The sequence below is a fragment of the Methylobacterium sp. A54F genome, assembly GCF_053346035.1.
Map to the genome: position 1 here is coordinate 356,553 of NZ_JBKFBF010000002.1, position 14,594 is coordinate 371,146.

Consider the following 14,594-nt stretch of genomic DNA (forward strand, 5'->3'; position numbering starts at 1 on the left):
CCCATCCTTCGCGACAACCTCAAGCTTCCGGTGGTCGCCGCGCCGATGTTCATCGTGTCCGGCCCGGACCTCGTGATCGCCCAATGCCTGTCCGGCATCGTCGGCTCGTTCCCGGCCCTGAACGCCCGGCCGGCGGGGATGCTCGACACCTGGCTGACGCGCATCACCGCCGCCCTCGCCGAGGCCCGCGCCGCGGACCCGGCGAGGGCGGTGGCGCCCTTCGCGGTGAACCAGATCGTCCATGCCTCGAACGACCGGCTGGCGGAGGACGTGGAGGCCTGCGTCCGGCACGCCGTGCCGATCGTCATCACCTCGCTCCGGGCGCCCGATGCCGTGGTGCGGCCGGTCCACGCCTACCGGGGCCTGGTGTTCCACGACGTCACCAACGTCCGCCATGCCGAGAAGGCCCTGGAGGCGGGCGTCGACGGGCTGATCCTGGTCTGCGCGGGCGCCGGGGGCCATGCCGGGACGCTGAGCCCCTTCGCCCTCGTGGGCGAGGTGCGGCGCTTCTACGACGGGCCGCTGATCCTGTCGGGGGCGATCACCACCGGCGCCTCGATCCTCGCCGCCCAGGCCATGGGCGCCGACCTCGCCTACATGGGCACGCGCTTCATCGCGACCGAGGAGGCGAACGCCGCCCCGGCCTACAAGGACATGATCTCGGCGAGCGCCGCCGCCGATATCCTCTACACCCCGTTCTTCACGGGCGTACCGGGCAACTACCTGACCCCGAGCATCCGCGCGGCGGGCCTCGACCCCGATGCCCTGCCGGTGGCCGACAAGAGCGCGATGAGCTTCGCGAGCGACCGGGTGAAGCCGTGGCGCGACGTCTGGGGCGCCGGCCAGGGCGTCGGCACGATCCGCGACGTGCCCCGCACCGCCGACCTCGTGGCGGAGCTCGCCCGGGACTACGCGGCGGCGCGCAGGCGCCTCGCGGACGCCGCGTGAGGGAGTTGCCCGACATGACCGAGACCCTTCGCGTCACCGAACCCGCGGACGGCGTGCGGCTCCTGACCCTCGACCGACCGGCCCGGCGCAACGCCCTCGACCGGGCGACCTACGCGGCGCTTGGCCGGGCGCTGCGCGCGGCGGGGGACGAGGCCGCCGTGCGCGCCGTCGTGCTGACCGGCGCAGGCGGGTGCTTCACCGCCGGCAACGACCTCTCGGATTTCCGCGACACGGCGGAGACCGGCGAGGAGAGCGCCGGCCTGTCGTTCCTCAAGGCGCTCATCGCCTGTCCGAAGCCGGTCCTGGCCGCGGTGGAGGGCCACGCGGTCGGCATCGGCACGACGCTCCTCCTCCACTGCGACCTCGCCTTCGCGGGACGCGGGGCGCGGTTCCGGCTGCCCTTCGTCAACCTCGGCCTCAGTCCGGAGGGCGCGTCGAGCTACCTGCTGCCCCTCGCGGGCGGTCCGAAGCGGGCCGCCGCCCTGCTGATGCTCGGCGAGGTCTTCGGGCCGGAGGCCGCGCTGGAGGCGGGGCTCGTCAACGCCGTGGTGGACGAGGGCGCGGCGCTCGAAGCCGCCCTGGAGAAGGCGCGGGTGCTCGCCGCGCTGGCGCCGGAATCGGTCGCCGCCACGAAGCGGATGCTCCGCGCCGGCCACGCGGCCGCGATCGCCAGCACCCTGGAGACCGAGGCCGAGACCTTCCACGCCCTGCGGCGCGGCCCCGCCGCGCAGGCGGCCTTCGCGGCCTTCTTCGCCCGATGAGCGAGCGCGTGGACGACCTCGAGCCGGACGAGGGCGGGCCGAAGGAGGATCGCCACTTCGTCACGGCGCTCGCCCGCGGCCTCGGCGTGCTCGCCTGCTTCGGGCGCGACCGCCGGATGCTCGCCAACCACGAGATCGCGGAGGCCTGCGGCCTGCCCCGCTCCACGGTCTCGCGCCTGACCTACACGCTGACGAAGCTCGGCTACCTGCACTTCGTCGAGGAGACCGGGCGTTATCGCCTCGGGACCGCCCTCATCGCCCTCAGCTCGATGACCCTCGGCGGCCTCGACGTGCGCCAGATCGCCCGCCCGACGCTCCGCGCGGTGGCCCAGGCCGCCAACGCCTCGGTGGGCCTCGGGGTGCGCGACCGGCTGAGCATGCGCTACATCGACTGCCAGCGCGGCCCCGTCGCGATCTCGCTGAACCTCGACACCGGCTCGCGCATCTCGCTCGCCCGCTCCGCCATGGGCCGCGCCTACATCGCGGTCTGCTCCGAGCGCGAGCGGGCCGCGATCTACGACGAGCTCCACGCCCTCGACCCGCTCGCCTGGCCGCCCCTGCGCGACGGCCTCGACCGCGCGGTCGCCCAGCACAGGGAGATCGGCTGCTGCACCTCCTTCGGCGAGTGGCAGGAGACCGTTTCGGCCATCGCGGTCGGGTTCCACCCCGGCGGGGGCCTGCCGCCGATGTCGGTCAACTGCGGGGCCCCGACCGTCATCACCGACGGCCGCTTCCTGATGGAGGTGGCCCGCCCGAAGCTCATCGAGGCCGTGCGCGGCCTCGAGGGCGTGATGGGCGCCTGAGGAGGATCAGCCTTGGCAGACGACCAGTCCGACCTGCCGCTCGCCGGCATCCGCGTGCTCGATCTGTCGCGGGTGCTGGCCGGGCCGTGGTGCGCGATGTGCCTCGGGGACCTCGGGGCCGACGTGATCAAGGTCGAGCACCCGGAGCGCGGCGACGACACCCGCGACTGGGGCCTTCGCACGGGACCGAGCAACACCTCGTACTTCGACAGCGTGAACCGCAACAAGCGCTCGATCGGGGTCGATCTCGCCGCGCCGGAGGGGCGCGCCCTCGTGCGCGACCTCGCCCGCGAGAGCGACATCGTCGTGCAGAACTTCAAGACCGGTGGGGCCGACCGGCTCGGCCTCGGCTACGCGGACCTCTCCGCCGAGAACCCCCGGCTGATCTACTGCTCGGTCTCCGGTTACGCCTCGGACGGCCCCGAGGCGACGCGTCCGGGCTACGACCTCGTGGTGCAGGGGGAAGCCGGGCTGATGGCGCTGAACGGCGAGGCCGAGCGGCCGCCGCTGAAGTTCGGTCTCGCGGCCGTCGACCTGTTCACCGGGCAATACGCCGCTCAGGCCGTGCTCGCGGCCCTGTTCCAGCGCGAGCGCACCGGGCGCGGCCGCCACGTCGAGCTCGCGCTGTTCGATTGCGGCGTCGCCCTCACCTCGTATTACGGCCTGGAGGCCATGGTGCAGGGGCGCGACCCCCTGCGCTACGGCAACGCCCATCCATCCATCGTCCCCTACGGCGTGTTCGAGGCCGGCGACGGACCGATCGTCCTGACGGTCGGCAACAACGCGCAGTACCGGCGCTTCTGCGAGCAGGTGCTCGGCCGGCCGGACCTCTGCAGCGACCCGCGCTTCGCGACGAACCTCGACCGGTCCCGCAACCGGGGCGCCTTCGTGCCCCTGATGGAGGCCGAGCTCGCCCGGTGGTCCCGGGCCGACCTCCTCGCCAGTCTCGCGGCGGCGGGCATCCCCTGCGGCGAGGTGCTGGGCCTGCACGAGGCCCTGACCTCCCCGCGCGCCCGCTCGGCCGACCTCGTCGTCCCGCAGGGCGAGGGCGCCGAGCCGGGCGCCCACGTCCTCGCGCCGCCCTATCGCCTGGACGGCGCGCGGCTGCCGGTGCGCCGCATGCCGCCGGCCCTCGGTGGGTCGAGCGCCGAGATCGCCGGCGAGCGCCTCGGCCTGTCGGCCGCGGAGCGGGAGAGGCTGGCGGCGGCCGGGATCCTGCGCTGAGTGCGGCGAGGCCGCTGCCGCGGCCGGCGACGGGTCGCCGTCCATCATCCCGGCGCTGGACGGCACCGTGATCCGGGGGCACCCTCCCGGGCCATGGCGACCGGTGTTCCCATCCTGCTCTTCGCGGCCGGCAGCCTGCGCGCCGCGCTGACGGAGGTGTGCGCGGGCTTCACCGAGGCCGGCGGCGGGTGCGTGCTCCCGCGGTTCGGGCCGTCGGGCCTCCTGCGGCAGGCGATCGCGGACGGCGCCCCCGCACACCTGTTCGTCTCCGCCGACATGGAGCAGCCCGAGGGGCTCGCCCGCGACGGGCCCGTGCGCCCACTCGCGCGTAACCGGCTGTGCCTGCTGGTCCGGCCCGGTCTCGACGTCGCATCCGGGACCGCCCTCGACGCCATGCTGGACCCGGGGCTGCGGCTCGCCACGTCGACGCCGGGGGCCGATCCGTCCGGCGATTATGCCCTCGCGGTCTTCCGCCGCGCGGAGGACGTCCGTCCCGGCGCGTTCGCGGCCCTCTCCGCCAAGGCCCTGCGCCTGACGGGCGCGAGCGAGGCGCCGAGCCTGCCCGCCGGCCGCACGGCCTACGGGCTCGCCATCGAGCGGGGCGCCACGGACCTGTTCCTCACCTACGCGACGAACGCCGCCGCCGCCCTCCGCGAGGTGCCCGGCGCCCGGATCGTCGCGCTGCCGGAGGCGCTCGCGGTCGCCGCGACCTACGGGCTGGCGCTGCTGCGGGGCGCCCCGCCGGCCGCCGCGACCCTCGCCGACATCCTGTGCGGGGCCGCGGGGCAGGCCGTCCTCGCCCGGCACGGATTCGCGCCGATCGGCTGCGGCGCGCCGGCGGCTACACAGCCGCCGCCCGGCCCCCTAGGTTAGGGGCGTGCTGCACGAAGACGTCTACGCCCACCTCCTGCGGGCGGCCGCGCAGGTCGCGCCCCCCCTCGAAGCCGCGATTGCGCGCGTCGGCCCGATCCGGATCGACCCCTGCCCGCATGCGAGCGTGGCGGACCGGCTGTGCGTGGAGGTGGTGAGCCAGCAGCTGTCCACCCGCGCGGCCGCGGCGATCTGGGCGCGCGTGGAGGCGGCGGCCGGCGCCCTTGCGAAGACGCCCCGCGACCTGTTCGTGCCTGAGCACGAGGCCGCCCTGCGCGCCTGCGGCGTCTCGGGCAACAAGATCCGCGCCCTGCAGGCAATCCGCGCCGCGGAGGCATCCGGCGTCCTCGGCCCCCACCTCGCGGCGCTGCCCCACGCCGAGCGGGCGGTGATCCTCTGCGGGATCCGGGGGGTCGGCCCCTGGACCGCCGACATGGTCGGCATCTTCCACTATCTCGATCCGGACATCTGGCCGGAGGGCGACGTGGCGGCGGTGGGCAGCCTGCGGCGGCTCACCGGCCGCACCGATACCCGCGCGGTGGCCGAAGCCTTCGCGCCCTATCGGTCGATCCTCGCCCGCTACGCCTGGCGCATCCGCGACGCCGCCGCCCCGGCCGTGAGCGCCGCCTAGGGCCCGTACAGGAGACGCGGCGACCGGTGCTCCGTCTGGGCCGGCACGCATCAAAAAAAGTCAGGGCCTGCTCGCCGGTCGGGAAACCGGCGGGCAGGCCCTGCGTGGCCCGCGGCTGCCTCCGGCGGCCGCGAGCTTCTGCGGTTTCCTCAGGCGTGGCTCGGTGCCGGCACCGCAGCGCCGGAGGCCGCGTGGTGGCGGACCAGCATCGGCCGCAGCACCGCGATCGCCAGTGCCGCCGCGATCAGGTCCATGATCGCCACCGTGTAGAGCACGGCCGTCCAGCCGCCCGTCGCCTGCATGATGAGATTCCCCACCGGCACGAGCAGGGCGGCGAGGCCCTTGGCGCAGTAGAGCACGCCGTAGATCTTGCCGATGTGCTTCGAGCCGAAGGCGTCGGCCGCCGTCGCGCTGAAGAGCGAGTAGACCTCGCCCCAGGCGAGGAAGACGACGCCGCTCAGCAGCACGAAGGCCCAGGGGTTCGAGCCGAAGGTGCCGAGCGCGACGATGCCGATGCCCTCCAGGCTGAAGGCGATGAACATGGTCTTCTCGCGCCCGATCCGGTCCGAGATGAAGCCGAACAGCGGGCGGGAGATGCCGTTCATGATCCGGTCGAGCATCAGCGCGAACGGGAGCGCGGCCATCGCGAAGAAGTACAGGTTCACCTGGAAGTTCTTGACGCCGAGGTCCTGGGCGATGACGCCGAGCTGCGCCACGGCCATCAGGCCGCCCGTCACCGTGCAGGTGAACATCAGGAGCATCACCCAGAAGACCGGCGTGCGCAGCGCCTCCCCGAGGGTGAAGTCGCGCCGGCTCTGCAGCACGGTGCTGGAGAAGCGCACCTCGTCGCGGGCCGGGGCGCGCATGAAGGCCGCCGCGAAGATGATCACCGCACCCTGGATCAGCCCGAACACGAAGAACGCCTGCGCGTAGTTGCCGTCCGCGATCATGGAGGCGATGGGCAGGATGGTGAGCGCGGAGCCGGCGCCGTAGCCGCCCGCCGTGAGGCCCACCGCGAGGCCGCGCTTGTCGGGGAACCACTTCAGGGCGTTGTTGATGCAGGTGGCGTAGACGCAGCCGACGCCGATGCCGCCGACCACCGCGCCGAGATAGAAGCCCGTGAGGCTGCCCGCGTAGGAGTTGATCACCCAGGCGAGGCCGGTCATCAGGCCGCCGAACATCACCACCCGGCTCGGGCCGTACCGGTCGATGAAGTGGCCCTCCACCGGCGTCAGCCAGGTCTGCACCACCACGAAGATCGTGAAGGCGACCTGGATGGCCGCACGGTCCCACCCGAAGGTCTTCTGGATCTCGGGGACGAAGAGGGTCCAGGCGTACTGGATGTTGGCGGCGGCCACCATGCAGGCCACGCCGAAGGCCAGCTGGAACCAACGGTTGACGGCGGGCTTCGCCTCCGCGCGGGTCGCCGCGTAGGTCGTCATGAGCTCTTCCTCCGCCGGGTCGTGCACGTGGCGGCCCGGTCGCTGTTGTGGCGCGTCGCGGCTGGCGAAGACGCAAGAAGCGCTCGCCAGGGCTGTCCACGACAGTATTAAATATTCGAAATCTTCATTTTCATTGCAACGGGAATGTTTTTGACATCCCCAGGCTGCAATCCGGATTAAAACGCAACGCGGCCCGTTCACGATTCTCACGGCCCAGCGCGCTGTCTCGCAGGCTGGCCTCGCCTGTCGCGACCCCGGCGATCCCGACCTGTTCGAGATTGGAAAGGAAGTCGAGCCGCGAGCGTTGGGACGTGGACCCGGCCGACCCGACGGGACACCCGCAGCGGCCGACGGGAGGACGACCCGACGCCATGCGCGACAATCCTGCGAGCAGCCGCTTCGAACTCGACGTTGGCGGAATGACGGTGTTCGCGAACTACCGGCGGCGCACCGACACCCTGGTGATCACCTACGTCTATGCGCCGCCCGCCCTGCGCGGCACGGGCGCGGCGGACCGCCTGATGGAGGCCGTGGCCGAGCTTGCGCGCGGCGATGGCCTCCGCATCGAGCCCCTGTGCGGGTACGCCGCCGCCTGGCTCCGCCGCTCCGCCGCCCACCGCGACCTTGTCGGCCCGGCGCGCGGCACGTGACACGCGGCAACCGCGACCGGTCTCGGTTCCAAGTCGTGGCGCGCCGAAGCTCCGGCTTCTATTGATCTGGCCAGGACTTCGCCCGCGGACGATATCCGCTCATTATTGCACGCCAGGGCCTTGCCGCGCTCTCGGGATTGGCCGGGGTGAGCTTTTGCTGCTCTGCAAAACAGTCCCGCGAAAGGGAATGTTTAAGGATTTCGATACACCATGCGGCATCGAATGATCGTCGGTGTTCTGCATGTTCAACCTGTTCGCCAACCGCACGCCTGCCCCCGCCGAGACCGTGGCTCCGACCGGCCCGGCCGCGTTCGAAGAGGCGCGCCTGCTTCAGGCAGTCGAGCGGCTGGCGCGCAGCCAGGGCATGAGTCCGGGCGATCTTCCGGACGGCCCCCTCGGCCGCGCGCTGGCCGACCTGCAGTCCCGCCGTGGCCAGGATCTCCGCGGGGAGCGCGCGAACATCGCCGCGATCTCCAAGGAGGCGTCGGAGGCCGCGATCAACATCGGCTGGACCACCTACGACGTCGGCGAGGTCGCCCAGTCCACCCAAACCATCGCGAGCGCGATCGAGCAGATGGTGGCCTCGAACGCCGAGGTCAGCCATACGTCCCAGGCCGCCGGGGTCAGCGCGGATGCGGCCCGCACGGCCATGCGAGCCTGCACGGCCGACGTGGCCCAGGCCCGCGACGCGATGCAGGCCATCGAGTCTCGCACCCACCAGATCGACGAGCGCCTGCGCGTCCTGCAGAGCGCCATCGCCGAGATCGGCACGATGGCCGGCAGCATCGCGACGATCTCCAGCCAGACGAATCTGCTGGCGCTCAACGCCACCATCGAGGCGGCGCGCGCGGGGGAAGCGGGGCGCGGCTTCTCGGTCGTCGCCGCAGAGGTGAAGTCCCTGTCGGGGCAGACCGCGAAGTCCACCGAGCAGATCCGCGCCTGGCTCAGCACCCTGCAGACCGAGATGGGCCAGATCGCCCAGGCCGTCGAGGAGAGCCGCGGCGCGGTGACCGCCGGTGGCAGCATCGTGCAGGCGCTCGGCAGCCGCGTCGAGGAGGCGAACGCCCTCATCGCGCAGACGAGCGAGATGAACCAGGCGCTCGCCGCGACGCTCGACCAGCAGCGCACCGCCACCAACGAGATCGCCAGCAATGTGCAGGGCATCGCCGAGAAGGCCGGCAAGACGCGCACGGAGATCGAGAGCATCACCAAGCGGCTCGTGAAGGCCGAGGGCCTCGCCCAGATGGCGCTGGCAACGCCCGACGACGCCGCCGCGACCTACGAGCTGGTGCGCCTCGCTGCCGATGTCGGGGTCTGGAAGCGCAACCTCGCGACGATCCTCGTCGGTGCCGCGCCGGCCGACCGGCAGGCCGCCATCCTGAGGGACCGCGCCGCGCGCGACGCCGCCGAGGGCCTGAGGACGGGTCCCCTCGCGGGCCACCCGGCTGTCGCCCGCTTCCTGGAGGCCGAAGCCCTCGCGCACGCGGAGGCGGAGCGCATGGTGGCGGCAATCAGCGCGCAGGACTGGAACGCCGGCACCCCGGCCTATCGGGCGGCCACCACGGCGATGAAGGATATGCTCGTGGCGGCGCAGGAGATCGTCGAGGCGAACGGCTGACACGGCCGCACCGGGCCGGTAAGCGGCGAACGGCGGTGCGGAGAAGGCGCGGCGGCAGAGCGCTTCGGATGGAGGGTCCCCAGTTCGGCCTCAGCCGTTGGCGCGCCGGAAGCTCTGCAGGTCCGGCACGGCCTCTTCGACCGGCAGGGACGCGCGCACCGCGCCGGTCGTGTCACGAATCACCAGCCGCCAATCCTCGGCGATGTCCGACAGTTCACCGGCCTCGGCCATCTCCTCGATGACGGACCGGGCCTGCGCCATCGCATCGTCGAGGCTGCGAGCCTCCGAGCCCGTGTCGTCCCGCAAGGTCTCGTGCCGGCTGACGAGATCGAAAAAAAAGCGCATGGCCGAGCGAGCCCCCTCCGTGGGTCCGTGCGCTCCCTGGAAGCCCCGCACGGCCGACATTGCATCCTTCTAGACACGAGACGGGCCGCTAGTACATCCCCCTTTCTGTGTTTAATCCGTGTGCGACGCCGCGACCCGCGCCCAGGTGGCAAGTCCTAATCCGACAGGGGCTTAGCTATTGGTTGGTAGACGCTGACGTGCGCAGGCATTTGGTACACCGAAAAAATCCACGGTTGCATCGACGGTTCCGATCGGCCGGGAAAATAGTCGCTCCGCGTAGTTTGGCGCACGATCGGAAAACCTTCGGCGCCCCGAATCTCACCTCGGCGTGATTTCGTTGCCAACGCAATTATCGCCACTGACAGTTCGGATGGATTGTGGTCCCACGGGAGGATTCACGCCGCGCCGGCATCGAGAAATCGTCGCCAGCCGCCGAACTCGGTAATTTCCACCGCCTCCGCGACCGCGTGCGCCTCGCACAGGAAGCCCGCGACGTCGCTCCCGTCCGCCAGAACGACGCGGCCGATGCCCAGGGGCGCCGGGATCGCGGCGACGAAGCGCCCGAAGGCGGCGGCAGGCAGGCTCCACACCTCGACGTCGAGGCCGGCACCGGAGAACCCCGGATCGCGCACGAGGCCGGGGCGGGCCGGTGGGCTGCCCGACAGGGCGTAGAGTCGGTAATCGCCCGCGGTTCGCGCCGCGCGCAGCAGGCGCCCGCCGGCCTCGGTGAGCTGCCCGTTGAGCGGAAGGCCCGAGAGGTGGGCCCCCACCACGGCGACGGCGATCGTCGTGGGCTCGTCCGGCGCGGGCGCGAGGGCCGGCGGCACGGCGTCCCGGTCGCGACCCATGCCGCAGGCCGCAACGCGGTGGAGCGCGTCCGCCAGGGGCGCCAGCGCGTCGTCGGAGCCGCCGGGGCCGATCAGGGTCACGCCCGCCGGGAGCCCGTCCGTCCGGAAGCCAGCCGGCACGGCGATCGCCGCGAGCCCGAGGAGGTTTGTGAAGTTGGTGTAGGTGCCGAGCCGCGCGTTGAGCGTGATGGGCTCGGCCTCCATCTCCGCCACCGTGTAGGTGGTCGGTGCGGTCGGCAGGAGGAGCAGGTCGACGTCCCGCCACGTCGCGTCCGTCCGGCGCCGGAGCGCTTCGAGCGCGTAGCGGCCCCGGAAGGCGTCGGTCGCGGCGTAGCGGCCGGCCGAGGCGACGATCGCCCGCACGCTCGGGTCGAGGGCATCGGCATTCGCGGGGTAGAAGGGCTCCAGCGCCGCCAGGCGCTCGGCCACCCAGGGTCCGTCGTAGAGCAGCGCCGCGACCTCGCGGAACGGTCCGAAATCGAACGGCACCGCGCTCGCCCCACTGGCGGCGAGGCGCGCCACCGCCGCATCGTAGAGCGCGGCGGTCCCGGCATCTCCGAAGAAGCTCCGGTCCGCCTCCGCCAGCACGCCGACGCGGGGCCTGTCCGGCAGAGGATGGGGCGCGATCGATCGCGAAAAGGCATCGGCGGCGTCGAACCCCTCGGCGATCCGGCGCACCGCGAGCCCGTCCGCGACGCAGCCGGCGAAGACCGTGATGCAGTCGAGGCTCCGGCATGCGGGCACGAGGCCGGTGTTGGACAGGAGACCGGGCGTCGGCTTGATCCCGACGAGGTTGTTCAGGGCGGCCGGAACGCGCCCCGACCCCGCCGTGTCGGTGCCGAGGGCGAAGCTCGCAAGGCCCGCCGCCACCGCCACGGCCGAGCCGGAGCTCGATCCGCCGGAGATGTGCGCGCTGCTGAACACGCTCCGCGGCGCGCCGTAGGGCGAGCGCGTCCCGTTGAGCCCGGTGGCGAACTGGTCGAGGTTGACCTTGCCCGTGACGAGGGCGCCGGCCGCCCGCAGGCGGGCGACCACCGCGGCATCCCGGTCCGGCGTATAGGCATAAGCCGGGCAGGCCGCCGTGGTGGGCAGGCCCGCCACGTCGATGTTGTCCTTCACGGCGAACGGGACGCCCCAGAGCGGGAGGCTGCCCGGCTCCGGATGGCGGCGCATCAGCTTCTCGGCGGCCTCGACGAGGTTTTCGCGCGCCACGGGCGTGATGAACACCGCAGGGTCGGAATAAGCCGCCATGCGTTCGGCGACCACTTGCGCGACGGCGGACGGCGTGAGGGCGCCGGCGGTGTAGCGCTCCCGCAAGGCGCCGAGGCTGAGGATCGGTGGCAGGTCGACCGTCATCGTGGTTGTCCCGGGCTCTCAGGCAGCGCTTGGGTTGATGATGGGGTCCGGCAGCGTCGCTGCGGCGGCGGGCCAGGCTGCGGCGAGGCGCTCGAACGAGTCCTCCACGAGGCTCACGTGGTGGAGCATCTGGGCATGGGCCTCGGCCGCGTCCGCCGCGAGGATCGCCGCGACCACGGCCCCGTGCTCGGCGTGGGAGCGGATCAGGCGTCCGGGCGTGCGGAACTGGACGCGACGGAAGGGCAGCAGGCGCGCCCGCATCTGGGTCGCGATCTCGGCGAGCGGCCCGTTGTGGGCGCCCGCGTAGACGAGGGAATGAAAGCTCAGGTTGGCGCCCGCGAAGCCGTCGAGGTCTTCCCCCTCCGCGAGGGGCGCCATTTCCGCGTGGTGGTCCTGCAGGCGACGCCGCTCCAGGGGCGTCATCCGGAGGGCGCAGAGCCGGGCGCAGGTCGCCTCGAGCTCGGCCATCGCGCCGAACAGCTCCGCGAGTTGCTCGGGCGTGACGCTGGCCACCACGGCCCCGCGGCGCGGGCGGGCCTCGACGAGGCCCGTGGCGGCAAGCTGGCGCAATGCCTCGCGGACCGGAGTGCGCGACACGCCGTACCGCTCGGCGAGGGATTGCTCATCGAGGCGGGACCCGGGCGGAAACGCGCCGCGGAGGATGTCCTCGGACACGTCGCGGACGAGCCTGTCGGTGCGCGTGCGGGTGTCGAGCGCCATGGGTCCTCCCGGACGCGGTCGTCCCGCGCGGTCTCCCACCACAGGATGCATGGCCCAGGTCGCGGACCCAGACCAAAGTTTGTGCGTGCGTGCACAAACTCAATCCATTCAAATCAAGGATCCTGTATGCACCCGACATTCTGCCAGGACGCTGATCGTTCGGTCCCGGCGCTCGCACAGCTCTCAATGGTCTTCGCCCGCAAGGACGGCCGCGCTTGTACGGGCACGTTCATGCCTCGGCGTCGGACGGAGCGCTGCCGGCGCACAGGCTCGCGGACGTCGTAAGGCCTGCGTCAGCCGGGCGGGCGAAGGGCCGCAACGGAGAATCGCGGAACCGGGCGGGCGGATCCGATCAGGCAGGGGATCTCACGGGCTCGGGAACGTCGATGACGCTGACATGGGCCGCCACGACCTTCCATCCATCCGGGAAGCGCACCCAGGTCTGGCTCTGCCGCCCGATCCGGCCGGGTGCGTTCTCCCGGGCGAACAGCGTCATGGCCACCGCGAAATCCCGGCCGTAGGTGGTGATGACGGTCTCCTCCAGGCGGCGCGCGAGCCCGGCCGGCGACCGGGCCCGGCGGAAGGCGCGGATCGCGTCCATGCCGTAGAGGTTCTCGCCGCCGCCGTAGCGGATCGTCCGCGGATCGTCGTGGAACAGGGCTTCGAGGGTCGCCACGTCATTGCCGACGAGCGCCGCCTCGTAGCGCGCGAAGGCGGCCTCCACCTCGGCCCTGGCGTCGGGGTCGTCGATGATCATGGCTTCGCCTCGCGCGCTCACAGGAGGTCCGCGAACGGCGCCCGCACGGTGCCGACCCGCTCCAGGTAGCGGGCGACGCGGAAGGCCGCATCCTCGCGCCAGGGTGCCGCGATGATCTGCACGCCGAGCGGCAGGCCGGCATCGGGCCAGACGGGGACGTTCACCACGGGCAGGCCGATGAACGAGATCGGCTGCGTGAACACGCCGATATTGGCCCGCACCGGCAGGGTCACGCCGTCGAGCACGAAGGTCGTCTGCCCGCTGCGTGGCGCCCGGCAGGGCGTCGTCGGGGCGAGAATCACGTCGACCTCGTGGAACAGTGCTCCCACGGCCTCCCGGTACCAGCGGCGGAAGCGTTGCGCGCGCTCAACGAGCGGCGCCGGGATCATCGCGCCGGCGATCAGGCGGTCGCGGACGGCGGGGTCGAACTCCACCGCGCGGGTCCGCAAGCGGTCGAGGTGGAGCGCGGCGCCCTCCGCGGCGGTGATCAGGTAGGCGGCCGCCCGCGCCCGCGCGGCCTCCGGGATCTCGACGATGCGGCTCGCCCCGAGGCTCGCCGCGACGTCCGCCACGGCGGCGAACGCCTCCGGGTCGCCGCCGCGCGCGAAGTAGCCCCCGGCCACCGCGATGCGCAGGTCGCCGATGCCGGCTTCGAGCAGGGGCCCCACCGGCTCGGGCGCCCGGTCGCTCGCGACGGGATCGTCGGCGTCGGGCCCCTGCGCGGCGTCGTAGGCGAGGGCGAGGTCCGTGACGCTGCGGGCCATCGGCCCGAGATGGTCGAGGCTGGCGACGAACGGGAAGCTTCGGGCCCGGCTGAGGCGCCCGTAGGTGGGCTTCAGCCCGAAGCAGCCGCAGAAGGCGCTCGGCACCCGGATTGACCCGTTGGTGTCCGAGCCGAGCGCCAGCGGCACGAGGCCGGCCGCGACCGCGCCGCCGGACCCGCCGGACGAGCCGCCGGACATGTGTCCCGTGGCGTGGGGGTTGCGGGTATTGCCGTCGTGGACATTCTCGCCGGTGAAGTCGTAGGCGTATTCGCCCATGTTCAGCGCGCCGACGAGGATCGCGCCGGCCGCCTCCAAGCGCTCGACGAGCGTCGCGTCGCGGGTAGCCGCGGGCCTCTCGCGGTTGATGCGCGCGCCCGCCCGCGTCGGCAGGCCCACGACGTCGATGAGGTTCTTGACCGCGAAGGGCACGCCGGCGAGCGGCCCCCTCGGCACCGTGCCCGCATCGATCGCCGCGGCGCGCTCCAGCGCGCGCCGGGCGGTGACGTCCGTGAAGGCGTTGACGGCGGGATCGACGGCCGCGATTCGCGCCAGCGCGCCCTCGACGACCGCCCGCGCGGTCGTCCGCCCGTCCGAGACCGCCGCGGCGATCTCCGCGGCCGAGGCGCGGCTGAAGTCGGTCATCGCGTCAGGCCGTGAAGACCGGAGCCGCCTCGGCCTCGTCGGGCAGCGGGAACCCGCCGACGAGGATTCCGGCGGCGCGCAGCACCCGGAGGTTCGCGACCACGCTCTCGAGCCAGGCCGGATCGAGCGGCAGGTCGAGGAGCCCGGCCGCCTCCTGCGCGTAGGCCGAAAGGTCGGGCTCGGAGGCGACGGCGGGCGTGCTGCTCATCGGGGGT

General features: G+C 72.7%; 15 protein-coding genes. 8 read left to right on the forward strand and 7 right to left on the reverse strand.

The features are described 5' to 3' along the window. Positions 1-45: 45 nt before the first annotated feature. The 6 genes from ACLBXP_RS05355 (at position 46) to ACLBXP_RS05380 (ending at position 5,237) form a co-directional block, all read left to right on the forward strand. Positions 46-948, forward strand: coding sequence for an NAD(P)H-dependent flavin oxidoreductase (locus tag ACLBXP_RS05355; RefSeq protein WP_447666729.1), 903 nt, complete (start codon positions 46-48; stop codon positions 946-948). A gap of 14 nt (positions 949-962) precedes the next feature. Further along, positions 963-1,709: an enoyl-CoA hydratase-related protein gene (locus tag ACLBXP_RS05360; RefSeq protein ID WP_447666538.1), complete on the forward strand. Its 747-nt coding sequence runs from the start codon at positions 963-965 to the stop codon at positions 1,707-1,709. 8 nt (positions 1,710-1,717) lie between these two features. After that, complete coding sequence (locus tag ACLBXP_RS05365) at positions 1,718-2,512, forward strand: IclR family transcriptional regulator (protein WP_447666539.1); 795 nt, start codon at positions 1,718-1,720, stop codon at positions 2,510-2,512. Positions 2,513-2,524: 12 nt separating this feature from the next. Beyond that, entirely contained in the window at positions 2,525-3,736 is a 1,212-nt protein-coding gene (locus ACLBXP_RS05370; RefSeq protein WP_447666540.1) for a CaiB/BaiF CoA transferase family protein, read from the forward strand. 93 nt (positions 3,737-3,829) lie between these two features. Beyond that, positions 3,830-4,609 carry a substrate-binding domain-containing protein gene (locus ACLBXP_RS05375; RefSeq protein WP_447666542.1) on the forward strand — a complete coding sequence of 260 codons (780 nt, stop codon included), beginning with the start codon at positions 3,830-3,832 and terminating at the stop codon, positions 4,607-4,609. 4 nt (positions 4,610-4,613) lie between these two features. Next, positions 4,614-5,237, forward strand: a complete 624-nt coding sequence (locus ACLBXP_RS05380; protein WP_447666543.1) for a DNA-3-methyladenine glycosylase family protein — start codon at positions 4,614-4,616, stop codon at positions 5,235-5,237. 149 nt (positions 5,238-5,386) lie between these two features. Here ACLBXP_RS05380 and oxlT read toward each other — a convergent pair whose 3' ends face one another. Next, positions 5,387-6,679 (reverse strand): oxalate/formate MFS antiporter, encoded by a 1,293-nt coding sequence (gene oxlT / locus ACLBXP_RS05385; RefSeq protein WP_447666544.1) that lies wholly within the window; start codon positions 6,677-6,679, stop codon positions 5,387-5,389. Between the two features lie 371 nt (positions 6,680-7,050). Between oxlT and ACLBXP_RS05390 the strand changes: the two genes are divergently transcribed. After that, the gene (locus ACLBXP_RS05390) at positions 7,051-7,329 is read left to right on the forward strand and encodes a GNAT family N-acetyltransferase (RefSeq protein ID WP_447666545.1); all 279 of its coding nucleotides are present in this window, start codon (positions 7,051-7,053) and stop codon (positions 7,327-7,329) included. A gap of 241 nt (positions 7,330-7,570) precedes the next feature. Continuing rightward, entirely contained in the window at positions 7,571-8,947 is a 1,377-nt protein-coding gene (locus ACLBXP_RS05395) for a methyl-accepting chemotaxis protein (RefSeq protein WP_447666546.1), read from the forward strand. Between the two features lie 90 nt (positions 8,948-9,037). On the opposite strand, the gene ACLBXP_RS05400 is transcribed toward ACLBXP_RS05395, so the two are convergent. From ACLBXP_RS05400 to ACLBXP_RS05425, 6 genes are all read right to left on the reverse strand, one after another. After that, complete coding sequence (locus ACLBXP_RS05400) at positions 9,038-9,343, reverse strand: DUF6894 family protein (protein ID WP_447666547.1); 306 nt, start codon at positions 9,341-9,343, stop codon at positions 9,038-9,040. A gap of 344 nt (positions 9,344-9,687) precedes the next feature. After that, positions 9,688-11,496: an allophanate hydrolase gene (gene atzF, locus ACLBXP_RS05405; RefSeq protein WP_447666548.1), complete on the reverse strand. Its 1,809-nt coding sequence runs from the start codon at positions 11,494-11,496 to the stop codon at positions 9,688-9,690. A gap of 18 nt (positions 11,497-11,514) precedes the next feature. Beyond that, positions 11,515-12,216 carry a GntR family transcriptional regulator gene (locus ACLBXP_RS05410; RefSeq protein WP_447666549.1) on the reverse strand — a complete coding sequence of 234 codons (702 nt, stop codon included), beginning with the start codon at positions 12,214-12,216 and terminating at the stop codon, positions 11,515-11,517. 352 nt (positions 12,217-12,568) lie between these two features. Next, positions 12,569-12,973 (reverse strand): oxalurate catabolism protein HpxZ, encoded by a 405-nt coding sequence (hpxZ, locus tag ACLBXP_RS05415; protein WP_447666550.1) that lies wholly within the window; start codon positions 12,971-12,973, stop codon positions 12,569-12,571. A 17-nt stretch (positions 12,974-12,990) separates the two neighbouring features. Then, positions 12,991-14,379: an AtzE family amidohydrolase gene (locus tag ACLBXP_RS05420; RefSeq protein ID WP_447666551.1), complete on the reverse strand. Its 1,389-nt coding sequence runs from the start codon at positions 14,377-14,379 to the stop codon at positions 12,991-12,993. A gap of 4 nt (positions 14,380-14,383) precedes the next feature. Beyond that, positions 14,384-14,587, reverse strand: coding sequence for a DUF4089 domain-containing protein (locus tag ACLBXP_RS05425; RefSeq protein WP_447666552.1), 204 nt, complete (start codon positions 14,585-14,587; stop codon positions 14,384-14,386). Between the last annotated feature and the right edge of the window lie 7 nt (positions 14,588-14,594).